General features: G+C 62.2%; 26 protein-coding genes and 2 tRNA genes. 16 read left to right on the top strand and 12 right to left on the bottom strand.

The genetic code is table 11. The annotated features are described in order from the left end of the window. Positions 1 to 6: 6 nt before the first annotated feature. Positions 7 to 942: a thymidylate synthase gene (gene thyA / locus AC1RRJ_RS06460; protein WP_493120936.1), complete on the bottom strand. Its 936-nt coding sequence runs from the start codon at positions 940 to 942 to the stop codon at positions 7 to 9. A 143-nt stretch (positions 943 to 1085) separates the two neighbouring features. On the opposite strand from thyA, the gene AC1RRJ_RS06455 reads away from it, so the two are divergent. The 3 genes from AC1RRJ_RS06455 to AC1RRJ_RS06445 all read left to right on the top strand — a co-directional run bounded on the left by AC1RRJ_RS06455 (position 1086) and on the right by AC1RRJ_RS06445 (position 2979). Then, the gene (locus AC1RRJ_RS06455; protein WP_493120935.1) at positions 1086 to 1514 is read left to right on the top strand and encodes a JAB domain-containing protein; all 429 of its coding nucleotides are present in this window, start codon (positions 1086 to 1088) and stop codon (positions 1512 to 1514) included. Positions 1515 to 1619: 105 nt separating this feature from the next. After that, positions 1620 to 1696 (top strand) — tRNA-Pro (locus AC1RRJ_RS06450). An 833-nt stretch (positions 1697 to 2529) separates the two neighbouring features. Beyond that, a complete protein-coding gene (locus tag AC1RRJ_RS06445; protein WP_493120934.1) occupies positions 2530 to 2979 on the top strand; it encodes a GNAT family N-acetyltransferase in 450 nt (149 codons plus the stop codon). 189 nt (positions 2980 to 3168) lie between these two features. Here AC1RRJ_RS06445 and AC1RRJ_RS06440 read toward each other — a convergent pair whose 3' ends face one another. Further along, on the bottom strand, positions 3169 to 4044 hold the full coding sequence (locus AC1RRJ_RS06440) for an N-formylglutamate amidohydrolase (protein WP_493120933.1): 876 nt from the start codon (positions 4042 to 4044) through the stop codon (positions 3169 to 3171). Positions 4045 to 4187: 143 nt separating this feature from the next. Here AC1RRJ_RS06440 and cpdR point away from each other — a divergent pair, with 143 nt between their 5' ends. Together cpdR and AC1RRJ_RS06430 are read left to right on the top strand one after the other, a co-directional pair. Then, complete coding sequence (gene cpdR, locus AC1RRJ_RS06435; protein WP_493120932.1) at positions 4188 to 4565, top strand: cell cycle two-component system response regulator CpdR; 378 nt, start codon at positions 4188 to 4190, stop codon at positions 4563 to 4565. A 71-nt stretch (positions 4566 to 4636) separates the two neighbouring features. Then, positions 4637 to 4711 (top strand) — tRNA-Val (locus AC1RRJ_RS06430). 48 nt (positions 4712 to 4759) lie between these two features. Here AC1RRJ_RS06430 and AC1RRJ_RS06425 read toward each other — a convergent pair. Continuing rightward, a complete protein-coding gene (locus tag AC1RRJ_RS06425) occupies positions 4760 to 5551 on the bottom strand; it encodes an SDR family oxidoreductase (protein WP_493120931.1) in 792 nt (263 codons plus the stop codon). Between the two features lie 107 nt (positions 5552 to 5658). On the opposite strand from AC1RRJ_RS06425, the gene AC1RRJ_RS06420 reads away from it, so the two are divergent. The 5 genes from AC1RRJ_RS06420 to AC1RRJ_RS06400 all read left to right on the top strand — a co-directional run bounded on the left by AC1RRJ_RS06420 (position 5659) and on the right by AC1RRJ_RS06400 (position 11422). Further along, positions 5659 to 6528: an alpha/beta fold hydrolase gene (locus AC1RRJ_RS06420; protein ID WP_493120930.1), complete on the top strand. Its 870-nt coding sequence runs from the start codon at positions 5659 to 5661 to the stop codon at positions 6526 to 6528. Between the two features lie 50 nt (positions 6529 to 6578). After that, positions 6579 to 7307 (top strand): energy transducer TonB, encoded by a 729-nt coding sequence (locus tag AC1RRJ_RS06415; RefSeq protein WP_493120929.1) that lies wholly within the window; start codon positions 6579 to 6581, stop codon positions 7305 to 7307. 150 nt (positions 7308 to 7457) lie between these two features. Then, positions 7458 to 9977 carry a TonB-dependent receptor gene (locus AC1RRJ_RS06410; protein WP_493120928.1) on the top strand — a complete coding sequence of 840 codons (2520 nt, stop codon included), beginning with the start codon at positions 7458 to 7460 and terminating at the stop codon, positions 9975 to 9977. Positions 9978 to 9986: 9 nt separating this feature from the next. After that, positions 9987 to 10745 carry a tetratricopeptide repeat protein gene (locus AC1RRJ_RS06405; protein WP_493120927.1) on the top strand — a complete coding sequence of 253 codons (759 nt, stop codon included), beginning with the start codon at positions 9987 to 9989 and terminating at the stop codon, positions 10743 to 10745. Continuing rightward, positions 10739 to 11422 (top strand): Fe2+-dependent dioxygenase, encoded by a 684-nt coding sequence (locus AC1RRJ_RS06400; protein WP_493120926.1) that lies wholly within the window; start codon positions 10739 to 10741, stop codon positions 11420 to 11422. Before AC1RRJ_RS06405 ends, AC1RRJ_RS06400 begins: the two co-directional genes overlap by 7 nt. Here the strand turns inward: AC1RRJ_RS06400 and AC1RRJ_RS06395 are convergent. The 5 genes from AC1RRJ_RS06395 to AC1RRJ_RS06375 all read right to left on the bottom strand — a co-directional run bounded on the left by AC1RRJ_RS06395 (position 11419) and on the right by AC1RRJ_RS06375 (position 15265). Further along, positions 11419 to 12351: an FAD:protein FMN transferase gene (locus AC1RRJ_RS06395; RefSeq protein WP_493120925.1), complete on the bottom strand. Its 933-nt coding sequence runs from the start codon at positions 12349 to 12351 to the stop codon at positions 11419 to 11421. The genes AC1RRJ_RS06400 and AC1RRJ_RS06395 overlap by 4 nt on opposite strands. A 26-nt stretch (positions 12352 to 12377) precedes the next feature. Then, positions 12378 to 13211 (bottom strand): DUF4198 domain-containing protein, encoded by an 834-nt coding sequence (locus AC1RRJ_RS06390; protein ID WP_493121783.1) that lies wholly within the window; start codon positions 13209 to 13211, stop codon positions 12378 to 12380. A 21-nt stretch (positions 13212 to 13232) separates the two neighbouring features. Next, positions 13233 to 13763: a DUF2271 domain-containing protein gene (locus tag AC1RRJ_RS06385; RefSeq protein ID WP_493120924.1), complete on the bottom strand. Its 531-nt coding sequence runs from the start codon at positions 13761 to 13763 to the stop codon at positions 13233 to 13235. Positions 13764 to 13773: 10 nt separating this feature from the next. After that, on the bottom strand, positions 13774 to 14421 hold the full coding sequence (locus AC1RRJ_RS06380; RefSeq protein ID WP_493120923.1) for a PepSY-associated TM helix domain-containing protein: 648 nt from the start codon (positions 14419 to 14421) through the stop codon (positions 13774 to 13776). A 145-nt stretch (positions 14422 to 14566) separates the two neighbouring features. Beyond that, on the bottom strand, positions 14567 to 15265 hold the full coding sequence (locus tag AC1RRJ_RS06375) for a glutamine amidotransferase (protein ID WP_493120922.1): 699 nt from the start codon (positions 15263 to 15265) through the stop codon (positions 14567 to 14569). Positions 15266 to 15570: 305 nt separating this feature from the next. On the opposite strand from AC1RRJ_RS06375, the gene AC1RRJ_RS06370 reads away from it, so the two are divergent. The 5 genes from AC1RRJ_RS06370 (at position 15571) to AC1RRJ_RS06350 (ending at position 19352) form a co-directional block, all read left to right on the top strand. Next, positions 15571 to 16743: an aminotransferase class I/II-fold pyridoxal phosphate-dependent enzyme gene (locus tag AC1RRJ_RS06370; RefSeq protein WP_493120921.1), complete on the top strand. Its 1173-nt coding sequence runs from the start codon at positions 15571 to 15573 to the stop codon at positions 16741 to 16743. A 282-nt stretch (positions 16744 to 17025) separates the two neighbouring features. Further along, positions 17026 to 17550: a hypothetical protein gene (locus tag AC1RRJ_RS06365; RefSeq protein WP_493120920.1), complete on the top strand. Its 525-nt coding sequence runs from the start codon at positions 17026 to 17028 to the stop codon at positions 17548 to 17550. Positions 17551 to 17795: 245 nt separating this feature from the next. Further along, a complete protein-coding gene (locus AC1RRJ_RS06360; RefSeq protein ID WP_493120919.1) occupies positions 17796 to 18035 on the top strand; it encodes a hypothetical protein in 240 nt (79 codons plus the stop codon). A 7-nt stretch (positions 18036 to 18042) separates the two neighbouring features. Beyond that, positions 18043 to 18777, top strand: a complete 735-nt coding sequence (locus AC1RRJ_RS06355; protein WP_493120918.1) for a C39 family peptidase — start codon at positions 18043 to 18045, stop codon at positions 18775 to 18777. 5 nt (positions 18778 to 18782) lie between these two features. Continuing rightward, positions 18783 to 19352 (top strand): hypothetical protein, encoded by a 570-nt coding sequence (locus AC1RRJ_RS06350; protein ID WP_493120917.1) that lies wholly within the window; start codon positions 18783 to 18785, stop codon positions 19350 to 19352. Between the two features lie 12 nt (positions 19353 to 19364). On the opposite strand, the gene AC1RRJ_RS06345 is transcribed toward AC1RRJ_RS06350, so the two are convergent. After that, positions 19365 to 20795: a hypothetical protein gene (locus tag AC1RRJ_RS06345; RefSeq protein ID WP_493120916.1), complete on the bottom strand. Its 1431-nt coding sequence runs from the start codon at positions 20793 to 20795 to the stop codon at positions 19365 to 19367. After that, positions 20792 to 21475, bottom strand: coding sequence for a helix-turn-helix domain-containing protein (locus AC1RRJ_RS06340; RefSeq protein ID WP_493120915.1), 684 nt, complete (start codon positions 21473 to 21475; stop codon positions 20792 to 20794). Before AC1RRJ_RS06340 ends, AC1RRJ_RS06345 begins: the two co-directional genes overlap by 4 nt. Positions 21476 to 21825: 350 nt before the next feature. On the opposite strand from AC1RRJ_RS06340, the gene AC1RRJ_RS06335 reads away from it, so the two are divergent. Then, positions 21826 to 22095, top strand: a complete 270-nt coding sequence (locus AC1RRJ_RS06335; protein ID WP_493120914.1) for a LuxR C-terminal-related transcriptional regulator — start codon at positions 21826 to 21828, stop codon at positions 22093 to 22095. Between the two features lie 53 nt (positions 22096 to 22148). Here the strand turns inward: AC1RRJ_RS06335 and AC1RRJ_RS06330 are convergent, their stop codons facing one another. Both AC1RRJ_RS06330 and AC1RRJ_RS06325 read right to left on the bottom strand, forming a co-directional pair. Then, complete coding sequence (locus AC1RRJ_RS06330) at positions 22149 to 23225, bottom strand: MFS transporter (protein WP_493120913.1); 1077 nt, start codon at positions 23223 to 23225, stop codon at positions 22149 to 22151. Between the two features lie 164 nt (positions 23226 to 23389). Then, a complete protein-coding gene (locus tag AC1RRJ_RS06325; protein ID WP_493120912.1) occupies positions 23390 to 24766 on the bottom strand; it encodes a GH1 family beta-glucosidase in 1377 nt (458 codons plus the stop codon). Between the last annotated feature and the right edge of the window lie 217 nt (positions 24767 to 24983).

The following is a 24983-nucleotide window of genomic DNA, read 5'->3' as shown; positions in this document are numbered from 1 at the left end:
CCCGCGTCAGACCGCGACCGGCGCCGCGATATGCGCCTGCGGCGCATAGGATTCGACGCCGAAATCCTCGAATTTATAATCGAAAATGCTCGCCGGCCGATTGAGGATGCGCAGCTTCGGGGCGCCTTCGGGCACCCGCGACAACTGCTGTTCGACCAATTCGGCGTGGTTGAGATAAAGATGCACATCGCCGCCGGTCCACACCAGCTCATGCGCGTGCAAATCGCACTGCTGCGCGATCATCCGCGTCAGCAACGCCGCCTCGAAAACGTTGAAGGCAAAACCAAGCCCCAGATCGCACGACCGCTGGAACAACATGCACGACAGCCCGCCATCGCTGCGAACATGGAATTGATAGGTCATGTGACACGGCGGCAACGCCATGCGGTCGAGATCGGCGACATTCCAGCCTGTGAAGATATGCCGCCGCGACCCCGGATTGTTGCGCAGCGATGTGATCAGGGCGGAAATCTGGTTGTGCCCCTCCGCCATACGGCGAAACAGCCCCTCGCCTGCGGCTTCGTAGCGCGGCCAATTTACCCATTGATGGCCATAGACAGGCCCCAGGTCGCCCCACGCCGCAGCGAATGCGTCGTCAGCCAGGATTCGCGCCTCAAATTCCGCCGCATCGATGCCCTCACCCGTCTCGCGGCGAAAACGCTCGAGCGGCCAGTCGGTCCAGATCCGCACCCCCTGCGCGATCAGTGGACGGATATTGGTGTTGCCGGTCAGGAACCACAGCATCTCGCGCAGCGCGGTCTTCCAATAGACGCGCTTCGTGGTCAGCAGCGGGATCGCATCGTCCTTCAACGAGAATCGCATCGTCTCACCGAACAGCGACCGCGTACCAACGCCGGTGCGATCGACGCGTTCATCGCCCTCCACCCAGATGCGGCGCATCAGGTCGAGATATTGCAATTCATAGTGGATGGATTCGGACAAGATTCGCTCCCGGTTTGGCAGTTCTTTGCTAGGCCGCGCGCAGCGGCGCGACAAGTGCGCCAAAGGGGGGATAGCAACTCCTGTCCGATACGGGCCAGTCGGCAATTGGCGCGACCTGCCCCGGCGCGCATGCTCGCGCCACGATGACCCTGTTCGCATCCGCCGGCGAAATGCCAACTCCCTATGCCGCCGCGGGCTTCGTGCCGCGCAAAGCCGAGGATGACATCGTGCGGCAATTGCTGCGCCCCTGCTTCCCCTCCGAAGACGAAGCGTTGCTCCTCGCCGGATTCGACATATATGACCGGCTCGTCGCGCTGGAGCACGCCGACGGCGACGGTATCGGCCGCTGCAGCATCCCGCCGCGCTGTTGGCAGGGTTTACTGAGGCGAGGTGTCGCAACTGTCCTGATGGCGCATAATCATCCGTCCGGCGCAGCGTGGCCCAGCAACGCTGACATCCGCTGCACCCACGAAACGGCCCAATTCCTGCGCTTTCTCGACATCGAGCTGACCGATCATCTGATCTTCGTCGACGCAGGCCATTTCAGCTTTCGGCAGGCACAACTCATGTAGAAACGTCAATTCTCGCATAGGCGATGATTGCCGCTTGAAGTTCCTGAAAGGCGCGTCTAGAGGACCGCCCTGCCTTCGCACCGGCCCGCCGGTGCAAAGAACGGTCGGGGAGTAGCTCAGCCTGGTAGAGCACTGTCTTCGGGAGGCAGGGGCCGGAGGTTCGAATCCTCTCTCCCCGACCAATTCTTTCCTTTGCAATCGCTACATTTGCAAACGGTAGCGCCTCCGGTGACAAGCCGGGGCTCCGGCTCCATTCCGGTGAATCGCCCTGCAGCAAGGGCTTTGCTTTCATCGACGATCGCGGGCCAGTGCGAGCCCTGAACTGACGGGATTTGGTGGCGCTTGAAGGTCACGGCGGTGGGCCTTATACCGCCAGGCATCATGCGCCCTTCCGCTCGACCGGAAGCGGTGACATCACACCGCGCGGCCAAATGAACGCTCGCCCCATCCGCCACCAAAGCTGTCATTGGAGAGTCTCAAGAAAAACCCCGCCGAAGCGGGGTCAGTTTGTTTGAGGCTCGCTACCGTTCTGGGCATTTACACGGCAATGACCGCTCGAAACCGATTTGCCCTGCTGCCGGCCAGATGTCAATTTGACTCTAAAGTAATACAAATGACCTGCGACGATTGAGATCGTTCTTGATCAGAGGGAGCACCACCTGTCAGGCGATACCATGCTCCGCCGCCTGCCTTCATGCCGCATGAACCTGAATTCTGGACGAATCGCAAACAGACGCTATGAAAGGCCCCAACGGAACACGCCGATGCACAAAACTGCGTGCGAACGCGGAGGATTGGCGATTTCGGGAGACAGGGGTAGGAGGTTCATATCCTCTCGCCCCGACCAGTTTCTTTCCCGTTCCATGTCGCGCCCGAATAACGGTCGCACATCGCGGGCATGACACCTCATCACGGAGTTTGATGCGCAGCAACTGAATCGCCACCGCTCAAGCGGACAACGGACCGGCTCACACGCCGGAATTCTTTCTGTGCATTGCATATTCGTGGAAAACTCATGGACAAAAATGACGTGACGATCCGGGCCTATTCGGCTGCGGACAAGAAATTGCTGTCGGCAATCTGGTATCGGGCCTCACTGGAAGCGCATGACTTCCTTGGCCAGGCGCGCCTGCGCGAACAGCGCAAGCTCATCGAAGACATTTATCTGGAAAAAGCCGAAACTTGGGTCGCCTGCATCGATGGCCGGCCCGTCGGCTTTGCCGGCTTGCTTGACACCTTCGTTGGCGGGCTGTTTGTCGACCCGTCGGCACAGGGCCACGGCATTGGCCGACAGTTGATCGACCATGCGCTGGCGTTGAAAGGCCAGCTTGTGCTGGAAGTTTACGCCGACAATGTGCAGGCCTGCACCTTCTATCGCCAGCTCGGCTTCTGCGAAATATCGCGGCGCCCGAAGGATGACGATGACCTTCCGTTCGAGAATATCCTGATGCGCCTCGGCGGATAAATACTCAATGAGGCGAGAATTTGCGCTGCCTCTTGTATCGCGACGCATCCCATCCTAGATTGGTGCTACGCCGCCGTGGTTTCCCCCTTTCCATCGCGGCGAGTGCCCCGTCTCCGGACGCGGGTGCGTCCTCCCTGGACCCTGGCCACCTCGTGCCTCGTGCGCGAGGTGGTTTTTTATGTGGCGCAGCTATTCCGCTGCTTGCGGCAGCGCGTCGCGGCCCGGTTCAGCCCGTCCGGCATCAGCCACCAGTTCGCCAAACCATTGCGTCAGCCCGGCCATACGCGCCACATCGACCGTGCGGTCGGGTGCAAGATACAGGCTGCGGTCGATTTCAATCTGCACGGCGTGCGTCCCCTGATCGGGTTGCCCATGGGTGCGAACGATATGCCCGCCGGCATAGGGCAGGTTGCGCGTCACCGGGACGTTCAGTCGCTGCGCCGCCTTCATCACCAGATCGACAAGCCAGTCGGCCGAACTGCAACCGAACCGGTCGCCGACGACGATCCGCGCGCCATGTCCGGGCTGTCCCGCGGGAATCGGCGGCATGCTGTGCAAGTCGATCAGGATCGCATGACCATGCCGGTCGCGCGCCGCTGCGAGTTCGCCGGTAAGAGCGGCATGATAGGGCCGATGCAACGATTCGAGCCGCCAATGCAGCCCCGCCGCGTCGATTGGTCTTTTCCACAAAGGTCCGCAATCGGCGAGCCGCGTCGGCACGATCCCCAGCCCCGCACGCTCCTTGCGCCCCGGCGCGGAAAATTCCTGGCGCAACGATGGATCGACCTCGCCCGGCGCCATCTGCCCTTCCCCGCGATTGCAATCGGCGACCGCGCGCGCCCACAGCGCCTCGACGACAACCGCCCCAGCATCCTGCGCATCGGCAGCGATCCGGTCGCACCAGCTATCCTCCAGCCGTTCGAGCATCGGCTGCGGTACGCGCGCTGCGGCAAGAATCTCCGGCGGATAGACGCGCCCCGCGTGCGGCACCGACACGACGACCGGGCTGCTCACTGCGGGCCGGTTGACAGAAATGGCGGCGAGCGGGATGGTGTGGCGCGGCATCGCTCATGGGTGGCAAATAACCCGCCGCGAATCCAGCCTCATGGCTATTTGTTAAATCTCTCGCGCTAAGACAGCAGCTTCGTTGCAAGGGTGCGGATGCACCAGACGCGGCATCGCCGCGGGACCAGGGGACATATTTCAGCATGATTCGCATTTTGCTGGCCGAAGATGATGATGTGATGCGCGAATATCTCGCGCGGGCGCTAACCAGCGCCGGATATCATGTCACCGCGGTCGATCGCGGCACCGCCGCTGTACCTTATATCGATTCGGGAACCTTCGACCTTTTGCTGTCGGATATCGTCATGCCCGAAATGGACGGGATCGAGCTCGCACAATACAGCGCGAAGGTCGCACCGCAGACGCAGGTGATGTTCATTACCGGCTTTGCCGCGGTTTCGCTGCGCGCCGAGGAAAATGTGCCGCAAGCCAAGCTGCTCTCCAAGCCCTTTCACCTCAAGGATCTGGTGCGCGAAGTCGACAATATGTTCGGCCGCGCCGACCGGTCGAGCCAACAATAAAATCATCTCTGCACGCGAAGGGGTTGCCAAGCCGCATCGAGGTGAGTAGTGGCCGCGTCACCCCAAGGGATGGGCGTGTAGCTCAGTGGTAGAGCACTGTGTTGACATCGCAGGGGTCGCAAGTTCAATCCTTGCCACGCCCACCATTAAAAACGCCGCCGACCTGAAGGTTCGGCGGCGTTTTTGCTTTCAGATCAGGCCATTCCGCGTGCGACGTCGCCGCGCGATGCATCGCCGACCTGCGACCCGCCATCGCAATCGAGAATCGTGCCGGTGATATAACCCGCCGCGGGTGAGCACAGGAACACCGCCGATTCGGCCACCTCGGAAATCTTGCCCCAGCGCTTCATCGCGATACGATCATAATGCGCCTGGCGTGTTGCGGCATCGGGCGCGAGGCGTGCCATGCCTTCGGTATCGGCGATCGGCCCCGGCGAAATGCCGTTCACGCGCACCTCGGGCCCCCATTCGAGCGCGAGGACGCGAATCAGCTGATTGATCCCGGCCTTGGCGGCGCAGGCATGCGCCTGCAGCGCCGAGGCGTTGACCGCCTGCCCCGCCGTGATCGCGATCAACGACGCACCGGGGCGATTGAGCAGGTCGTGACAACCGCGAAACACATTGAAGGTGCCGTTGAGGTCGATGTCGACGACGGTCCGAAACGCGTTGGCCGACATGCCGAGCGCGGGCGCGAGGAAATTGCCCGCGGCCCCCGAAATCACGATGTCCATCGGCCCCAGCTTGTCGGCGACCGTTTCCATCGCCCCGCGAATCGCATCATAGTCGCGAACGTCGGCCGACAGGCCGATCGCACCCGCACCGATTTCGGCCGCAGCGCGCGCCGCCTTGTCGGGATCGCGCCCCGCGACCGCGACCATCGCACCCAGTTCGGCGAATCGCTTGGCAATCCCCAGATTGATCCCGCTCGTTCCTCCGGCGACGAACGCCGTCTTGCCTGCCAGCAGATTGTCCCGAAATGTCGTCATGCCGTTCCTCTCCTTCGCTGCGATCTGCCCGCGCCAACCACAATGCGGGGTTGACGGATCGGGATCAGTCGCCTTTTGAAACTGGAACAGACAGCAAGGACGATGTGATGGCAAGTAGTGGACCGACGTCGAACAGTTTCATCTCACAGCGGCTGAAGCTCCACTATGTCGATTGGGGCAATCGCGGCGCGCCGCCACTCCTGCTCGTCCACGGTGGTCGCGACCATTGCCGCAACTGGGACTGGGTCGCCGAAAAGCTGCGCGACCGTTATCATGTCATCGCGCCCGACCTGCGCGGCCACGGCGACAGCGCCTGGTCGCCCGACGGCAACTACCCCATGGACGGCTTCGTCTATGACCTCGCGCAACTGATCCACCAGCTCGACCTTGGCCCGGTGGCGATTGTCGCCCATTCGATGGGCGGCAATATCGCGCTGCGCTACACCGGCCTCTATCCCGAAAATGTCCGCAAGCTGGTTGCGATCGAAGGGCTGGGCGCCTCGCCGAAGGTGATGGCCGAACGCGCGACCAAGCCCTTCGCCGAACATTTTCGCAAGTGGATCGACGACAAGCGCCAGGCGGCGGGGCGCTCGCCGCGCCGCTACGCCACGCTCGACGATGCGCTGGCGCGGATGATGGGCGAGAACGCCTATCTGACCGCCGAACAGGCACGCCACCTGACGATCCACGGGATCAGCCGCAACGAGGATGGCAGCTGGAGCTGGAAGTTCGACAATTATCTGAACGTCTGGCCCGCGTTCGACGTGCCGCACGACGCAATCGCCGCGCTGTGGTCGGCGATCACCTGCCCCACCCTCTTGCTCTATGGCGCCGACAGCTGGGCATCGAATCCGGAGCGAGATGGTCGCCTCAAGCATTTCAACAATGCGAAGGTGATCGAGTTTGAAAACGCCGGCCACTGGCTGCACCACGACCAGTTCGACAGGTTCATGTCCACGCTAGACGAATTCCTTTAAGCAGGTGGCCTGATCGCACGCAGCTCGCGCGCGAAGGTTGGGGCGACGCCATGGCCTATACGGGGCAGATTTCTCCACAGCAGCGCGCCCTGTCGGCCAGCGCGGCATTGCTTGCAGTGATCGCGGTCGGCGCGGGGCTCGCCAGCGGCCTCGACCTCGATGTCGTGCGCAAGGCGAGCGAGGCGATCAGCGCCATCGCCATCCCTGTACCCGTCCCGCCGCGCGAAGAGCCGGTGCCACAGAAAGCCGTTGCCGAAAAAGCCAGCGGCAAGGCGTCGGTGGCGAACAAGCATGCCAAGGCGGCGCAAGTCGTCGCCCCCACGCCCAAGCTGCCTCCCGTCACCCCGCCCCCGATCGCAGCCGCCCCGCGCCCCGGCACCGGCAATGACGCCTCGGCGGGCGCAACTCCCAACCCTGGGCCGGGATCGGGCGCAGGTGGGCGCGGTGACGGCACCGGCGCGGGCGGTGCGGGCAGCGGCACTGGGGGCGGATCGAAAGCGGCCTGGCGCAGCGGCACCATCACCGACCGCGACTATCCGCGCGATGCGAGTCAGGCGAAGATTGGCGGCGAGGTCGAGACGCGCTTCACGATCCAGCCGACCGGCCGCGTCAGCGGGTGCCGCGTCACGCGATCGAGCGGCGACGCCTCGCTCGACGCCACCACCTGCCGCCTGATCGAGGAACGCTTCCGTTTCAAACCCGCGACCAATGCCGCGGGCGACGCGATCGCCAGCCAATATGGCTGGCGGCAAAGCTGGTGGCTCGAACGGCGGCGCTGAGGAAAATTCCGCGCTGCACGCCGGCGCGCAAGAGCCAGTGCGGCCATGCCCGCAACGATTTGTGACAGCGATGCGAATAATTCGCAATAGACATTGACTCTGCAATCTATTCGCAATAGCGGCGCCTCCGAAGCAATAAGGGGTAAAGCCGTGAAAAAGTCGACGTCCGCCACATTCCTCGCCATGTCCTGCGTCGGGAGCATCATCAGCGCCCCCGCCATGGCGGCCGATATCGACGCCGATGCGTCGGCCGATGCGGATCAGGAACGCGAGACGATCATCGTCAACGGCCAACAGGTGCAGATTGACACCCCCAAGGCGGTCGCCCCGCTGATCGACACCCCGCGCTCGATCGTCGTGGTGGACAAACAGGTGATCAAGGAAACCGGATCGGCAACGCTGGTCGAAGCGCTGCGGACCGTCCCCGGCATCACCTTCGGCGCGGCCGAGGGCGGAAACCCGCTCGGCGACCGTCCCTTCATCCGCGGTTTCGACAGCCAGGGCAGCACCTATCTCGACGGTGTCCGGGACATCGGCGCGCAGAGCCGCGAAGTGTTCGCGATCGAACAAATTCAGGTCGTGCGCGGGTCCGATTCGACCCTCGGTGGACGCGGCAGCGCGGGCGGTTCGCTGAACATCGTTTCAAAGCTGCCCCGCAACGAGAATTTCGTCGGTGGCTCGGTTACGGTCGGCACCGACAATTACAAGCGCATCACCGGTGACGTGAACTATGTCATTGGCAGCAATGTCGCGCTGCGCATCAACGGCATGTGGCACGATCAGGATGTCGCCGGCCGCGACGCGATCTACCAGAAACGTTGGGGCATCGCGCCGTCGCTGACCATTGGCGTCGACGGACCGACCAAACTGACGGCTTCCTATTATCATCTCGACACCGACGAAATGCCCGACAGCGGCATTCCCTATTTCTACACGATCGGGAACGCGCCGCTGGGCGACAAAGTCTATTCCGAACCGCTGATCGGCAAGGTCACTACGCGCGGGGGCGTAACCGGGACGGTCGATCGCAGCACCTTCTATGGCCTCGTCAACCGGGACTTCCGCGACAGCAAGACCGATCAGCTAACGCTGCGTTTCGATCATGACTTCGGCAACGGCATCAAATTCCGGAACACATCGCGCTACAATTACTCGAACCAGGCCTATATTTTCACGCAGCCCGACGATCAGCAGGGCAATGTCTTCGGTAACGCCTCAGCATCCGCGCCCGCAAACATCACGGCCGGCGGCGGCTATGTGTGGCGCCGCGCCAACACGCGTTACGGCTATACCTCGAGCATGACCAACCAGACCGATCTGTTTGGCAAGTTCAACACGGGCGGCATCGAACACAGCTTTGCCACCGGCCTCGAGCTGTCTTCAGAAAAGGCGCGCCGCGGCACGTTCGTCGTCACAACCCGCAATTTCGCAACGCCCGTGGCAGCGACCCCGGTCGCCGCCGCAGCTTGCAACAATGTTCAGGTCGCCACCTTCAACTGCACCAGCCTGTTCAATCCGAACCCCAATGATCCGTGGGTGAATTACGTCGATGGCAATTACGCCGCCATTGGCCCGATCACCAAGACGCTGCCAATTCAGGAGACACGCAACGATTCGACCACCAAGTCGGTCTATGCGTTCGACTCAATGGCTATCGGCGAGACGCTGATCGTCAACCTCGGCATCCGTTTCGACAGCTTCAAATCGACCGTGACCCCCGGGCAGGCCGCAACGGCGACGAGCACATTCTCGCTGAGCCGCAAGGATGACATCGTCAATTATCAGGCTGGCCTGATCTACAAGCCTGCGTCGAACATCAGCCTCTACGCATCCTACGCCACGTCGGCGACGCCGCCGAACAGCCTCCTCGGCGAAGGTCAGGAAGGGAATGGCCTTGGGACGACCAACACCCCTGCAGCGATTGACCTGCTGAACTCGCTCAAGGTCGAGAAGACCAAATCCTATGAACTCGGCGCCAAAGCCGATCTCTTCGGATCGCGCCTGTCGCTGACCGCCGCAGCATTCCGGACGGATACGCAAAATGCCCGGGTGACCGGCGAGAATAACACTGTCCAGTTTATCGGTGAACGCAAGATTCAAGGCATCGAGCTCGGCTTCAACGGAACCATCCTTCCCGGCTGGACCGTCTTCGGCGGCTATTCCTATCTGGATGCAAAGATCGTCGATGGTGGCTTTACCGCGCTGACCGCCCCGGCGATTACGGAAACCGTCGGCGGCGTAACCACTACGATACAAGGCGCGAAAACCGTTCTGGTTCCGTCGGTCAACAATGGCAAACGGTTCCCGCAAACCGCCAAGAACAGCTTCACCGTCTGGAGCAATGTTGAACCGATCAAGGGCCTGACGCTGGGCGGCGGCGCCTTCTACACCAGTCGCGTCTTTGGCGGATATTCGGACAATCGTTCGGCCACCCAGACTGCCGCAGGCGTCGTCACCGTCAATCCGGCGACCAAGGTGATGTACCGCAGCATCCCCGGCTATTGGCGCTTCGACGCCCGGATTGGCTATGTCATCAACGATCAGCTCGATCTGTCGGTCAACGTCAACAATCTGACCAACAAGGTCTATTTCAACCAGGCCTATACCGCGCATTATGCCAGCATCGCACCGGGTCGTTCGGCCATTGCGACGCTGAACTTCAAATACTAAAGCCGGGCCATGACGACGCTCGACATGGACCGGCTGAAAGCGATGAGCGCGGATGAAATATCCGCGCTGCTTTCCCCCGGCCATGCCGAGCGTCCCGTCGTGATCCGCCTCGCCGCGGAGGCGGGGTTCGCCGACGCGCAGGCGACCCTGGGTCAAATGCTGCTCGACGGCGACGGCGTCGCGCGCGATCCGCAAAAGGCGATCGGCTGGTTCGGCAAAGCTGCCGAACAGGGGCATGCGATGGCGATCAACATGATCGGCCGCTGCTATGACCAGGGCTGGGGCGTCGATATCGACAAGGCGCGCGCCGCCGAATGGTTCCGGATCGCCGCCGACATGGGGCTCGACTGGGCCCAATATAATTATGCGACCCTCCTCGCGCTCGGCGAAGGCGTGGCCGAGGACAAGCCCGCGGCGCTGGCGTTGCTCCGGCAAGCGGCGGCGCAGGGCAATGCCAAGGCTGTCAACTTCGTCGGCAGCTTCTATGAAGATGGCTGGGTGGTCGATCGCGACTTGGGCGTCGCCGCCGACCATTACCGCCAAGCCGCCGAGGGAGGCGATTTTCGTGCCCGCTTCAACCACGCGCGGATGCTCGCGGACGCGGGCGATATCGACGGCGCGCTGCATTGGCTGGCGCGCGTCAGCGAAAGCGCGACCCCGGCCTTCATGGCCAAGGCGGCGGCGTGGCTGGCGGCATCGGACACGGACCGGCTGCGGACCGAAGGCGTCACGGCGCTGGGCAGCGCTGGCGCGTCTTCATCATGCTGATTTCGGTTCCCGACTTGCTCGATGCCGAGGGCGTTGCCCGCGTCAGGGGCATCATCGATGCGGCGGAATGGATCGACGGCAACGCCACATCGGGGGCGCAATCGGCGCTGGCGAAGCAGAACGAGCAGCTTCCCGAGGGGAGTGCCGCTGCGCGCGATGCCAGCAAAATCATTCTCGACGCGCTGGGCAACTCACCCCTCTTTTTTGCGGCGGCGCTCCCGCTCAAAGTCTTTCCGCCCCTGTTCAATCGCTACGGCGAAGGGCAGACCTTTGGCACCCATGTCGACAATGCAATCCGCATCCAGCGCGGGTCCGATTTTCGCCTGCGCAGCGACCTGTCGGCCACGGTCTTCCTCGAAGACCCCGACGCCTATGATGGCGGCGTGCTGGTGATCGAGGATCATTATGGGCCGCAGCAGGTCAAGCTCCCCGCCGGACATGCGGTCGTCTATCCCTCGTCCAGCCTGCACCATGTCACCCCGGTGACGCGCGGCACGCGGGTCGCGTCCTTTTTCTGGCTCCAGTCGATGGTGCGCGATGCCGGGGCGCGGCGGATGCTGTTCGACCTCGACCAGTCGGTGCAAAGGCTGACCGGCCAATTGGGCGGCACCGACCGCTCGGTGATCGAACTCACCGGTCTCTACCATAATCTGCTGCGCCGCTGGGCCGACAGCTAAGCCAGCATCGCACGCCAGCCGTGCGACAGATATTCGCGCCGCCCCGCGACCACGCACACCGCCAGCGCCTGCTCGTCAGCCAGCGCGATCGCCGCCTGCGACCCAAGCACGGTCAGCGCGGTCGCCCAGCCGTCAGCCATCATGCAACTGCGATGCAGCACCGTAACCGACGACACATTATGGACGACCGGACGTCCCGTTCGCGGGTCGAAACTGTGCGAATACCGGACGCCATCGACCTCAAAACCCCGCCGATAATTGCCTGACGTCGCAACCGACAGATCGTGAAGCGCGATGCGATAGGGCGCGAGCGATGACGATGGCGGCATTTCGGTGTCGACCCACCAGGGCTGGCCGTCGGGCCTGATCCCCTCACCGCGCAGTTCGCCGCCAACCTCGATCAGGAAATGGCGGACGCCTGCGCCCAGCAACCATTCGGCGGCCAAATCGACACCATAGCCCTTGGCGATGCCCGACAGGTCGAGCGCGGCGTCTTCGGTCCGGCGAACCCGGCGTTCGGGCGCGTCATAGTCGATCGAATGATTGGCCGGCCCGGCGGCGACGGCAGGAAGCTGGTCAACGGGCCCAGCGGCACCGAAACCCCATTGTTCCGTTAGGCGGCCAAGGCAGGGATCGAATGCGCCACCACTGGCCTGCGATATACCGAGCGCAGCGTCGATCACCGTAGCGAACTCGACCGGTATCGCCTGCCATATATTCGGTGGCGCCCCGTTGAAGCGCGAGAGGTCCGAACCCGCTTCCCACTGGCTCATCTGCGCAACAACGCGGTCGAACCGCGCCTGCACAGCCGCAGCGGCCCCCGCGGGCGGCCACACGGCCTGCAGCGACCAGCTCGTCCCCATGGTCTCGCCAGTGAAGCTTTCAATCGCCGCCCCGGCGTCGCGCCCGGCAAAGGCCGCGGGCGTCAACGCGCGGGGGATCAATATGCGGTCGGTCAGGGCGCGAGCACTTCCAGCGTCGTGACATAACTTGCGCGGCGCTGCAGCGGCGGCTCGCCCGTCGCACCTTCGGGGCGCTCGGCCTGCGGAGTCGTAACGTTGACCCAATACATGCCGGGTTCGGTCCAGTTCACATCGACCTTGCCCTGGGCATCGGTCTTGAGGTTCACCTCACCCAGATCATTGCGATAACGGACGCCGCCCGGGATCACCGTCACCGACAGGCCCGCTGCCGGCTTGCCGTCGAGCAGGAACTGGAAGCTCGCGGTTTCGCCCGCGATCAGATCATTGGGGTGCGTCACCGGTGCGAGTTCGATGCCCTTGCCGGTCGGCTTGAACAGCGTCGTCGTCGGCTCGCCGACGGTCACGAAAATCTCGTTGCGATTGTTCGATTCCGCGGTCTTCACATTGGTCGCGCCGGCAGGCAGACGCTCCGCCAGATTGGCGGCGGTCGTCCCGCGCGGCAGGCGTTCGGTCTTGCCGCCCAGATCATAGCTGCCCATCAGCCCGTCAGAGACCGACGCGATCCGCCAGGTTCCCTTTTGCGTCAGATGGACGTCGAAGGTGCTGCGGTAGCGGCCCGTTGCCTTATTCTCGATCGCGGCTTCGGTCCCGTCGGGCGCCCACGCCTTGACCGCGTCGAGGCGCAGCGGCTGATGCTCGAAATAGAAGAGGTCGTTCGATACCGCGGCGTCGACGGTCACCCAGACATCGTCACCCGATAGCACGGTCGACGACGGCAGCATCCACTGCCGGTGCGCGCTCGCCGGAACGACGGCGATCGCGGCCAGTGCGACGGTCGCAGCGAAACCCCAGATTTTCCTGTTCATCATCCTGTCCTTTTTTCTGCCTTAGCGGAAGGAGACCGAAACGGCCCCCAGCTCGGTCGTCCCTACGGCGCGTCCCCCTGCCCCTGCCTTGCCCGGCCAAGTGAAGGGAATGCGCAACACTTCGCGGCCGCCGACCTCGCGCGCCGCTTCAATGAGCAGCGTGTATTGGCCAGGCGCGAGCGCGCCGAGCTGGGCGCGCGTAAAGGATATTTTCTGCGTTCCGGGTGCACGGGTCGCGCCGGTGATGCCATTGGCGGGGAAGGTCAGCGACCGGCCCGACGCGCGCCACCACTGGCGAACGTCACGAAGCCATTTGGTGCCTTCATTCGCCTTCATGTCATGGTCGTACCAGACGGCAACCGTCTTGGCGGTGGCGCCCGGCTTTTCGACCCAGAAGGCGATATACGGCTTGTGATATTCGGCGACCTTCAGCCGCGGGATGGTGACCGTCACATCCATGACGCCGGGATCGGCCGCGAATGCAGGCGTAGCAAGGGCCGTCGCGAGACCGGCGGAGCCGCCGATCAGGAGGGCGCTGTAGGAAAGCTGCATCGAAATTCTCCTAATGAATGAAGATGACGGCGATGACTGCCGGAATGACAACCCCCGCGCCGACGAGCGGCCAGGTGCTTTTCCGCTTGGCCGAATGAAGTTGCAGCAGGAACAGGCCGGTGATCGCAAAGACCAGGCAGGCGCCCGCAAAAATGTCGATGAACAGGCTCCACTCGCCGCCCGAATTGCGGCCCTTGTGAAGATCGTTGAGATAGGAAATCCATCCGCGGCTGGTGATCTCGGCGTTCGCCTCGCCGGTCGCGAGGTCGATCGCGACCCACGCGTCGCCACCGGGGCGCGGCGCCGCCAGATAGACTTCTTCGGCCGACCATTCGGCCTCTGCCCTCGCACGCACCGGAAAATTCGCCTCAACCCACTGGACGACCGGCGCGGGCAGCGGTGCCTTTGCGTCAGCCGGAACGGCGGCGGCGAGCTGCTTCAGCAGCGGCGGCGACAACTGCGCCGCCTTCTGGGTGATGACTGGCGTGCCTTCGATATCGGCGGCGTGGTTCAGCGTGAAACCGGTGATCGCGAACAGCAGCAGGCCGATCAGGCTGATCGCCGAACTCATCCAGTGCCAGGTGTGCAGCTGTTTGAGCCAGAAGCTCTTGCTGCTCTTCTTCTTGGTCGCAGGTCGCGGGGAGGTCATCTGGTGCATGCGGACAATCTGGGCTGGAAGGATCAGCGGGCACTATCGAGAACGATTCGCAATTACAACAACTATCGACGCTTTTTATTGCCCTTGATCTTCGCCGAAAAAGGCCGTTGCGCCCGTACGGGCATGGATGGAACCGCGATAATATTCAGCAATCCAACTCGGCGAGCCACTGCCCGATCATCCGCTGGCCCGCGGCAACCGCCCCGGGACCAAATGCAGCGTGATCGGCCCGCATCGCGGCATCGCTGCGCCCCGCCTCGATCAAAGCGCCGGGCCATTGCCGAACCCATTCCTCAAATCGCGGGTCGCACCCCATTTCGGCGTGGAACTGCAGCGCCAAGATGTTCGGCCCGCGACGAAAAGCCTGATGGGCATAGGCTTGGCTTGAGCCCAACAACTCCACCCCATCCGGCAGGTCGAACGTATCGCCATGCCAATGGAGAAGCGGAACGCCGTCGAGGTGGCGAAGCGGAGACGCCGGATCGACGAAGCTCAGCGGGTGAAAGCCGACTTCCTTGACCGGCCCCTCGTAAACCGGCGCGCCAAGCGCCGCCGCGATCATCTGCGCGCCAAAGCACACCCCGAGCGTCGGCAGCCCCGCCTCGAGCCGCCGGGCGAGGCGACGCAACTGGCACGATATCCAGGGATATTGCTGCTGCTCATAGACTCCCATCGGCCCACCCATCATGATCAACAGGTCCGGATCGCAAAGATCGACCGCACTGAACGCAGGGTCGTCAACATCAACCCGGTCGAGTTGATATCCGGCCGCTTCAACAGGTTCGCGATAACCCGCGATCCCTTCGTGCGGCACATGGCGGATAATGAGTCCCTTTTTGGTCATCAAAGTTTGTCGATTGCCTTGGGCCGGAGGGCGATGAATAGAGGCTTGTTAAGCTGTTTCGAGCGCCCCCTGTCTAGCCAATGGGAATACCCGCTGTCACTCTACTAAAGAAGTAGAGATACTGTTGCGGCCCTTAGCTGAGCTTGGCTTCCCTCAACGACGGACCGCCGTGTCCCCTATCGTTGCCGTACACGGCCATTTCTGCTTCCCAACGGCACCTGAATATCGCCGCGGGCTTGACTAAACCGGCAGAGACGGCACGAGCGGAGCATCCCCCTTACCCGATTTGGACATTGATTGCCGCCATGACGCACAACCGCCTTCCCGACGACATCGACCCGTTTCGCGCCATAGAGATCAGCCAACTGGCGCAGAAGATGCGTCGCGACGGCGGATCGATCATCCATATGGAATTTGGCCAGCCGTCAGCAGGCGCGCCACAGGGCGCCGTCGCCGCCACGATCAACGCGCTCGGCAACCCCGCCAGCATGATGGGATATTGGGAAAGCGCGCCGCTCTGCGAGCGCATCGCCCGCCATTATCGCGAACAATATGGCGTCGACGTCGCCCCCGAACAGATCATCCTGACCTGCGGCGCCTCGCCCGCGCTCGTCCTCGCACTGCTCACCGTCTTTCGGCCCGGAAGCCGCGTGATGACCGCGCGGCCAGGCTATGTCGCCTATCGCAATTCGCTGCGCGCGCTGTCGATGACACCGGTCGAGGTTGCGTGCGGCGCCGAGGATCGCTTCCAGATCAACGCCCGCCACATTCGCGATGCGACGGAGGCCCCCGACGGGCTGATCGTCGCCAGTCCGGCCAATCCGACCGGCACCATCATCCCGCCAAACGAGTTGGCGGACATTGTCGCGGCGTGCAAAGAGCGCGGTGTCCAGATCATCTCGGACGAAATCTATCATCGCCTCAGCTACGGAATCGAAACCCATTCGGTGCTGAGTTACGATCCCGATGCCTTCGTCATCAACAGCTTCTCGAAATATTATGGTATGCCCGGCTGGCGCCTCGGCTGGCTCGTCTGCCCGAAGCCCTATGTCAGCGCGGCGCGCGCGCGCGTCGGCAATCTTTTCCTCTCGCCCCCCGCCCTCAGTCAGCATGCGGCCTTGGCGGCATTCGACTGTGAGCCTGAACTCGACGCGCGGGTCGAAGTCTATCGCCGCAATCGTGTGCTGTTGATCGAAGCGCTGACAAGCCTCGGCATCACCGACGTCGCCCCATCCGACGGGGCTTTCTATGTCTATGCATCGATCGCCCATTTGACCGACGACAGCATCGCATTCTGCAAAAAGCTGCTCGCCGACACCGGCCTCGCGACCGCGCCGGGCGTCGATTTCGATCCGGAAAACGGGCATCGTTTCATCCGTTTCAGCTATGCCCTGACGAACGAACTGGTCGAGGACGCCTGCCAGCGCTTTACGGCATGGATGGAGCGGGAGTTTCCGGCAACGCCACGCCGCGCCTGACCGCGCTACCACGCGCGCTCTTCCGCCGGTCCGTCATCGCACCAGGTCCATCGGTTCCCGGTGCGATGGCGCGCGCTCGCCGAAATCGGTACTCCACGCCTCGCTCTACCGATTCCGTCTGGTTAGTTCTCCGCAACCGGCATTGCCAATTCGCAAAGCGGGACGGCGCACCACGGACCATCATGGCCTTGTTCGCATCGGTGCGGACAATTGGGGAGGATCCGCAACAGGCATGTCTTCCGGCATGGCGCGCTACCCCCTTTGCGAAAGAAGGAGAAGACCATGATCAGGAAAGTCATGCTTGCGGTGTCGACGCTGACACTCGCTGTCGCCGGGGTTCCGGCATTGGCGCAACAGAATCAGGACAATGACAACACCACCACGGGTGCGTCGGGCAACCATAGCGACACGACCGTTGTGAATGATCTCATCGACCTGTTCGTTCAAGACAATGCAGCCGACAGCTATTCGGATGATGACCAGGACAATGACGGCAATGGGTCCGGCAACGGAAACAATCTCGTCATCGCCAGCCAATCCCTGAATGCGGTCAACACCAACAAATATCTCGACGAAGTCGTCGATCTGGATGGTGAAGACGGGTCCGAAACCCCCGTTGGCTACAACAGCGGCAACAACTCGATCCGCGGCAATGCCTTTGCCGCCTATGCGGGCATCATGAACGCAGCCTGGAACACCGGCATCAATGCCAATACCCAGGCGGCAACCAACATTGCAGCCCAGGGCACTGTGTCCTTCGGCGAATGCTGTGCAGCCGCTGACGGTGGCGGAGACGGCGGAGACTGAGCCCCCCGGAGATGGCCGGTTCGCCCGACCCGGGCGGCCGGTCATCCTGTTTGCGAGCCTTACAGGAGCGCCTCGCCATGAAGTATCTGATATTATCCGCAGCTTTCGCTGCGGCGAGTCTTTCCGCACCGGCGCTTGGGCAAACCACCGCGCCCGGCGCCCCGTCGGACACTGCGATGGTCGATGCAGATAGCATGTCGTCGCCTCCATCGACGACTGCAGCCCAACGCGATCCCAAGTCCCCCATGTTGACCAACGAGGAACTGGACACGCTCCGCGGTGGCGAAACGCTGGTGATCACCAATCAGACGCTGAACGCGATTACGAGCGGCAACATCCTGAACGGCGACTATGCGGCCGGCGCGGTGACGCTGAGCGACAACGCCCTGTCCAACTTCAATGGCGTCGGCAATCTTCTGATCAACACGGGCGCGCAGGTCAGCGTGCAAAGCGGTATGAATCTGACCATCAACCTCGCCAATTGACCGCCGCATGCGACCGCTTCTTGCCTTGATCGCCGGTGCCCTGTGCACCCAGATGGCGCCGCCTGCGGTCGCCGAAGTCCGATTGGGCAACAATGAAGCGGGCGGCAGCTATGCAGTCCAGGTGATGACCTGGTGGGACATTCCCTTTCGTTCCGTCGTGCGCCAACGCTATGACTTCAGTTGCGGATCCGCGGCGATCGCAACCCTCCTTACCTTTCACTATGGCCAGCCGACATCGGAAACGGCGCCCTTTCGTGCGATGTGGGAAGTCGGCGACCGCGAGGCGATCCGCAAGGTTGGCTTCTCGATGCTCGACATGAAAAACTACCTGAAGTCGCGCGGCTATCGCGCCGAAGGTTTTCGCATCAACATCGACCAGTTGCGCGACGTGAAACGCCCCACCATCGCCCTTCTGGATCTCAACGGCTTCAAGCATTTTGTCGTCATCAAAGGACTGAAGGGCGATCGCGTGCTGACCGGCGACTCGGTCCTCGGCCTCAACGAATATGCGCTCAGCGATTTCGAAAAGCACTGGAACGGCATCCTTCTGGCAATCGTCGACGGAGCCGACCGCCGCCCCGTCTTCAACCTCGCCGGCGACTGGGGCCCCTGGTCCAAAGCGCCGCTGGAAGAAGATGGCGCGCTGCATGTGTCAGCCGGCGATCTCACCACCAATCTACCCCCGAAATATCAGCTGACGCCGCAAATCCTTCTCGATGTCCGTGTTGGCACGGTGAAATGAGGAATATGATGCGCAGGAACCTCCATATCCTTGCTTTCGCGCCGCTCTTGTTGGTCGCAAGCGAGGCCGCCGCCGAAGACCCGCTCCTCGAGGCTGCAACGGTTTCCGATGAGGTTCTTGCAACCCAGCGCGGCGGCTTTTCATGGAACGATATGCAGATCTCGTTCGGCGCCGACATCCGAAGCTTTGTGAATGATCAGCTCGCGCTACGCACGATCGTCAGCTGGACCGCGAATGGCGCCACAGTCGATCGCTATGTTTCGCCCTCGCTGACAGCCGCCGACGCATCGCATATTCAAGCCGGAATATTGACCAGTGGCGGCATCCAGATGCGCGTTGGCGATGAATCGGTATTCCTCGCCAACAACGGGCAGACCGCACTCATCCACTCAACCGACGCGATCCAGAACGTCTTGATCAACACCGCCAGCAGCGTGAACCTGGCGCAGCAAGTTGACGCCACACTCGACGTCTCGGGCTATGACGGTTTTCGCAATGCTCTCGCCATGACACGGATCAGCGACGCGATCGGCAGTGCGGTGAGTGCCGGCTCTCTCGGCGCGCTCAACAACTGACTTTAGCGATGATCAGCTGAACGGCATCCGTATCGTGATGCTGACATCGGGCGCGTCCTCGGTCACCCCGAATTCAAATCCGAAGTTCAGTACGTCACGCAGTGACAGGCGATAGGACATGCCAAGGTTCAGCGAGCCGACATGGAGATATTTGGATTTTTGACGGGTATCGCCGATTTCGGATTTCGTCGGGAATATATAGTTATGACGATAGCCCAGCGAGAAAGAAAAGCGAGGATTGAGCGCGAAGCCAAAGCCCAGGTTGGCAGAGATTGCATCGCCCGGATCAACCCGCCCGACCAGCACATCACCGACCATTTTGTTCACATTCCGGGGGATGTGGTACAGATAGGCGACCCCGCCGTAAATCACCGCCGGGTCAGATGGCATCAGGAAGTTGAGACCGGGCTGAACCGCCCAGAATCCCGATCCGGTGGCAAGACCGGTCGCGACGCCGAATTCATCATAGCCGATATCAAACGGCCCTTTGCCCGTATCAGACTTGACCCGCAGCGACCCGATGAAGATCGGCTTTTGTCCCACTGGCCGGTTGAACTGATAGCGCACCGCGAATTCGGCATCGCCAATCCCGTGCTCGCGAAGCGCGATCTGCCGGACAATGCCTTCATCGCGCTGCTGGGCCACCTCGATCCGGTCGTTGCGGTAGAGATAGGGTGCGCGAAGCTCTACCTCCAGCCGATCGGTAAGGCCGTATCGGAGCGAAGCCGTACCGACGACAGTATCGCGGTCAGCGTCGGTCGCCTCAATCAGGCCGATCTGAATACCGGGAATCAGTTCAATGCCGCGGAACACCAGGCGGTTGGTCGATGACCGCGTATATTCGAACGACGGCTCGAAAACGAGCTTTCCAGCGGGCGTAAGCACCCCCTGCCCCTCCGGCACCGCCGCCACGCGCTGCTCGGTCCCCGGTTCCGGTGGCGGCGCTTCACCAACCGGACTGTCGGGTAAGGAAACCGTGCTGGACCCCGGCCCCGGCAGTACCGGGTCGATGCCCTGGGCCAGACCGGCACCGCGCATCGAATCGAGCGGCCGGTCCGCGAGCGCCAGCAAGCTCAGCTTGTCGATCTGCACCTGTTGTTGGGCAAGGTGCTGCTGCATCTTCTCGATCTGGTTGCGCTGCTCGGCAATCATCGCGCTTTGCCTGTCGATCAATTGTCGTTGCTCGTCGATGATCTGCCTTTGCTGGCCTGTCTCGACGGCCACCGCGACGGCCGCCGGCGCTTCCGGCGTTGCTCCGCCAGGCGAAACCGACGCCGCACCACTCCACGACGCGGTAACGTCGAGAAAGGCCAGATTGCCGCAATGGCATTCCAGCGGCGGCAACGTACCCGCTTCCGCACGGTCCGAGGCAACCAAGGTGGACAAGCCGACGAAGGCCGTGCAGCTGTGGAACAGCAACGGCGTGGCCCAGCCCTTTGTCATAATCTCTCTCCCCGGGGATGAACAGCAAGGCTCGACGGCCCAGCCGTATGCAATCGGTCGATCGCAGCCTCGACCTCCTCGCCTGCGGCGCTGCGCAGGCCCTCGACGTCGATGATCCGGCACATCTGCGGCCCGTCCAACTCGATCAGCCCGCGGCGAACGAAGCCTGAAATCGTGCGGCTGACAGTGTGGATGGTAAGCCCAAGATGGTCGGCGATATCGCTTCGCGTCATCGGCAGAGGGACGCTTTCCGGTGATTCAAGCCGCTCCGCCGCTATCAGCAGAAAGGCAGCGACCCGCTCGTTCGCATTCCGGCGGCCGAGCAGGAAAATACACTGGTTTGCGCTCTCCAGCGCCCGTTCGAGAGCATGGTTCTGCCACGATGAGTCCAGTTCACTCGCGGTAACGAAACGGCGACTCAAAATGGCATTTGTCACCGCCTCGGCTGCGGCATCGCGCCGACCGCATTCGACTCCGAAAGCGTCGCCCTTGTAGAAAAAGCCAGTCAGCTGGCGATGCCCGTCGATGTGGAAACGGCAGGTTCGGACAATGCCCGAGACGACCTCGAACCAGCAGTCGCTGCGATCGCCCTGAAAGAAAATGATTTCGCCTTTGCGGAACCGAAGCTCGGTTTCTTGACCGTGCTCTCCAGGGCGCAAACCGGCCCGTAACTCTTGCACGCCACGTCTCCCCCAATCAGAAATTGGACTTCTGCGGCGACCCCTTATGGAGCGACTTTGTTGCCTGGACCGATTTTAGTCCATCCGGTCAAACGCGTAGGAATTGGCGTGCACGATCAGCGTAGGAAAAATACGTGGGTGTTTTCCGATGGTGCAGAGAGGTTGAATTTTACCGCATTTTCGATTCATAATGTGCTAAGGATATTTTTTGCGATCGTGCAAATGGGTCACCGCGATCAATTCTGTCGCGATAACGCCACAAAATGATCGCAAAATACAATTGTGTGAGCATTCCAAGTCGATAAATGCCACGGGTCGCTGTTCGTCCGCGCCATAAGCGCTAGGGGAGAATGGCTGTGCAACGGGACCAACTTTTTTCGGAGCCGCATCTTACTGCTCGTGAGCATCAAATATTAGAACTTGTCGCAATGGGACAATCGGCAAAAGAGATCGCGATCGAAATCAGCATCGCTCCCCGAACCGTCGAACGACATATCGAGAATGTGCGACTTAAACTGAACGCTCGCAACCGGGCGCATCTGATCACTCAAGCCATATGCCTGGGCATTTTAACGATCGACGGATCGGCGTCCGCGAACGGCATGCCGCTTCTGATCTGATCGAAGGGCTTTCCAGCACCCTCAACTGTAAATTCGTACCGCCAGAACCTGTGTCATGACACGCCGCGTATCCGCTGGATCAAAATGGCTCCGCTCAATGCTGCAACGGCAGCCAAGGCATACAGGACCGGATATCCGGCATAGCTGACGACCAATCCCGCCAAGGCCGGTGCCAGAACCTGCGGCAGTGAATTTGCGACGTTGAGCACGCCAAGGTCACGCCCCCGATCGGCATCACTCGGCAGAATCTGGGTGATCAATGCGAATTCCGCCGATGTATAGATGCCGAAGCCTGCCCCGATCACCGCCGCCGCGATCAGCGCACCGCTCCAGCCCGGACTCGCCGCAAGCATGGCCATGCCCGATGCCAGGATCAGCCCGGCAACAATGACAAATATCCTGCGCCGCCCCAGCTTGTCGGACAAAATCCCGGCAGGTATCATGAAGACTATCATCGCCCCGACATTGACGGCTGTCATGATGACGACGTCCCCAGCCGGATTGGGACGATGGACGATGTCGCCCAGATAATAGAGCAGATAGAGCGTGCCGACGGCATAGGCGAGGTTGAACGTGAAACGCGCAATCCACGCCCATCCCAGATCGGGATGTTTGCGCGGATCGATCCAGAAGCCCGAGAGAAAGCTCCGCCAGGAAAAAGCGGGGCGATGGCGGCGATCGAGTATGATATCGCGGCGAAACAGCAAATAGGGAGCAGCGGTCACGACCAGAACCGCGGCACAGGCCAGATAGCCCAGAGCGATGCTCGGGAGCACCGCCTCGGCAACCGCAACGCCGCCAACGACACCCCCGATTTGCGCAAAACCCAGCCACGCTCCCACGGCACCGCGCTGGGCGACGGGAACCTGGTCGGGCACGGCGGCTACCAGGGCCGCGAACATCGCATTGAGCGCGATCTGGGCGAGGCACCACCCCAGGATCATAGCCGCGAGACTATCCGCCGTAGCGAGGAGGGCCAGGCTCAGCGCGCCTCCCACGACGCCAAACAACACCCAGGGCAGCCGACGTCCGAAACGCGAGACGGTCCGGTCGGACAGCGCCCCGAAAAGCGGATTCGAGATCATGGAACAGGCCGCGCCCGCAGCCGAAACAATTCCAAGGACCGCCACCTTGTTTTCCGGTGCGATCGCTTGGGCCTGCAGGCCGAGAAGAAGCTGAATGGGGCCGAACAGGGCAACCCACAGCCCGAAATTGGCACCCGACAGCGCGCCAATCCACGGCCATCCAACTCGCCCCTTTTTCTCCGGCGCTGGAGCGGATTGACGGTCCGATATCACCTGGGCGCGGTCGAATGCGCAAGAATCAGATCCCGATACCAGAAATAGGAATCCTTCGGGGTCCGCATCAAGGTGTCAAAATCGACATGGACCAACCCGAAACGCTGCTCATAACCCGCCGCCCATTCGAAATTGTCGAGCAGCGACCAGACGAAATAGCCGCGCACGTCGGCGCCATCGTCGATCGCCTTGCCCAACGCGCGCAAATGCCCGTCGAGATAGGCGATCCGGCGGTGGTCCTCCACGCACCCTGCCACGTTCGGACCATCCGCGTAGGAACAGCCATTTTCGGTGATGTAAATCGGCGGCAGGGCCGCACCATAGCGGCTGCGCAGCGAACCGATGATTTCGCCCAAACCGTCCGGTACGACGGGCCAGTCGAAATCGGTACGCGGATAGCCGTCGATTTCCGGCAAGTCGAACGGAAGGTCGGATGGCATCTCCACCCCGTCGACGTAACGAACCTTGCCCGTTGGCGCACCGACACGCACCGGATTATAGTAGTTGAGCCCATACCAGTCGAGCGGTGCCGAGATGATCTTGAGATCCTCTTCGACCGGCCCCGGCATCATGGCCTCAAAACCTTCCGGATAACGCCCCAGCAACAGCGGGTCCGAGAACAGCCAGTTGAAGATCGTCTCATAAAGCGCAGCGGCGCCCTGGTCTTCGGCGGCACCGCTTGCCGGCCAGGCGGGCGCCTGGTTGTTCGCAATACCGATCTCGCGCCCACCGGCGGCGCGGAGCGCCTGCAAGGCAAGCCCGTGCGCCAGCAATTGATGATGGGCCACGGGCATCGCCCCCAACCCCAGCGTACGCCCCGGGGCATGCGCGCCCACGCCATAGGCGAAACTCGTCACCACTGTCGGTTCGTTCATGGTGATCCACATGCCCACGCGATCGGCCAGCCGGGCCCCGGCGATCGCCGCATAGTCGGCAAATCGATACGCCGTATCGCGATTGAGCCAACCGCCCTCATCTTCGAGTGCCTGCGGCGTGTCCCAGTGAAAAAGCGTCGGAACGGGGACAATGCCCGCCGCGCACAGTTCATCAACCAGCCGGTCGTAGAATTCGAGCCCCGCCGGATTGGGATCACCGCGTCCGCCGGGCTGTATCCGCGGCCAGGCGATCGAAAACCGGTAGTGGGTTACGCCAAGCGCCTTCATCAGCGCCACATCTTCCGGATAGCGGTGATAATGGTCGGTCGCGATCGCGCCGGTCGATCCATCTGCGATTCGGCCCGCTTGATTGCAGAAGACATCCCAAGTCGATGGACCTCGCCCCCCTTCGGCTACGGCGCCTTCAATCTGATAGGCCGACGTCGAAACCCCCCAGCGAAAATGCGGCGGAAAATTTGGCTGTGCTGGCTTGGCCATGATACCTACCCAATTGGACATATGGAGAAGGGCCGCCGAGAACAATGCGCGGCGCCCTGCCCGCGCGCCCTGTCCTCACCCCCTGAACATCTTTGCGACAGCGACATATCATAGTGATAACTATGTTTTGTCAACACGCCAGTGATGAACGATGAGGATCGGGATGAGTGCCAATTGATGTCGGGAGGTCAAAAACAGCGCAAGGCAAGGCCAGTGG

The organism is Sphingopyxis sp. GW821-FHT12C06, from assembly GCF_058807415.1.
This window is presented reverse-complemented; position numbering and strand designations above follow the sequence as displayed.

Coding starts and splice junctions, on each gene's coding strand:
- AC1RRJ_RS06420 (WP_493120930.1), top strand. CDS start 5,659: ATGGCAAGTAGTGGACCGACGTCGAACAGTTTCATCTCACAGCGGCTG.
- AC1RRJ_RS06405 (WP_493120927.1), top strand. CDS start 9,987: ATGACGACGCTCGACATGGACCGGCTGAAAGCGATGAGCGCGGATGAA.
- AC1RRJ_RS06355 (WP_493120918.1), top strand. CDS start 18,043: ATGCGACCGCTTCTTGCCTTGATCGCCGGTGCCCTGTGCACCCAGATG.
- AC1RRJ_RS06345 (WP_493120916.1), bottom strand. CDS start 20,795: ATGACAAAGGGCTGGGCCACGCCGTTGCTGTTCCACAGCTGCACGGCC.
- AC1RRJ_RS06390 (WP_493121783.1), bottom strand. CDS start 13,211: ATGAACAGGAAAATCTGGGGTTTCGCTGCGACCGTCGCACTGGCCGCG.
- AC1RRJ_RS06425 (WP_493120931.1), bottom strand. CDS start 5,551: ATGACGACATTTCGGGACAATCTGCTGGCAGGCAAGACGGCGTTCGTC.
- AC1RRJ_RS06335 (WP_493120914.1), top strand. CDS start 21,826: ATGGCTGTGCAACGGGACCAACTTTTTTCGGAGCCGCATCTTACTGCT.
- AC1RRJ_RS06440 (WP_493120933.1), bottom strand. CDS start 4,044: ATGCCGCGCCACACCATCCCGCTCGCCGCCATTTCTGTCAACCGGCCC.
- AC1RRJ_RS06415 (WP_493120929.1), top strand. CDS start 6,579: ATGGCCTATACGGGGCAGATTTCTCCACAGCAGCGCGCCCTGTCGGCC.
- AC1RRJ_RS06385 (WP_493120924.1), bottom strand. CDS start 13,763: ATGCAGCTTTCCTACAGCGCCCTCCTGATCGGCGGCTCCGCCGGTCTC.
- AC1RRJ_RS06445 (WP_493120934.1), top strand. CDS start 2,530: ATGGACAAAAATGACGTGACGATCCGGGCCTATTCGGCTGCGGACAAG.
- AC1RRJ_RS06370 (WP_493120921.1), top strand. CDS start 15,571: ATGACGCACAACCGCCTTCCCGACGACATCGACCCGTTTCGCGCCATA.
- AC1RRJ_RS06360 (WP_493120919.1), top strand. CDS start 17,796: ATGTTGACCAACGAGGAACTGGACACGCTCCGCGGTGGCGAAACGCTG.
- cpdR (WP_493120932.1), top strand. CDS start 4,188: ATGATTCGCATTTTGCTGGCCGAAGATGATGATGTGATGCGCGAATAT.
- AC1RRJ_RS06350 (WP_493120917.1), top strand. CDS start 18,783: ATGATGCGCAGGAACCTCCATATCCTTGCTTTCGCGCCGCTCTTGTTG.
- AC1RRJ_RS06365 (WP_493120920.1), top strand. CDS start 17,026: ATGATCAGGAAAGTCATGCTTGCGGTGTCGACGCTGACACTCGCTGTC.
- AC1RRJ_RS06325 (WP_493120912.1), bottom strand. CDS start 24,766: ATGGCCAAGCCAGCACAGCCAAATTTTCCGCCGCATTTTCGCTGGGGG.
- AC1RRJ_RS06380 (WP_493120923.1), bottom strand. CDS start 14,421: ATGCACCAGATGACCTCCCCGCGACCTGCGACCAAGAAGAAGAGCAGC.
- AC1RRJ_RS06455 (WP_493120935.1), top strand. CDS start 1,086: ATGACCCTGTTCGCATCCGCCGGCGAAATGCCAACTCCCTATGCCGCC.
- AC1RRJ_RS06400 (WP_493120926.1), top strand. CDS start 10,739: ATGCTGATTTCGGTTCCCGACTTGCTCGATGCCGAGGGCGTTGCCCGC.
- AC1RRJ_RS06375 (WP_493120922.1), bottom strand. CDS start 15,265: ATGACCAAAAAGGGACTCATTATCCGCCATGTGCCGCACGAAGGGATC.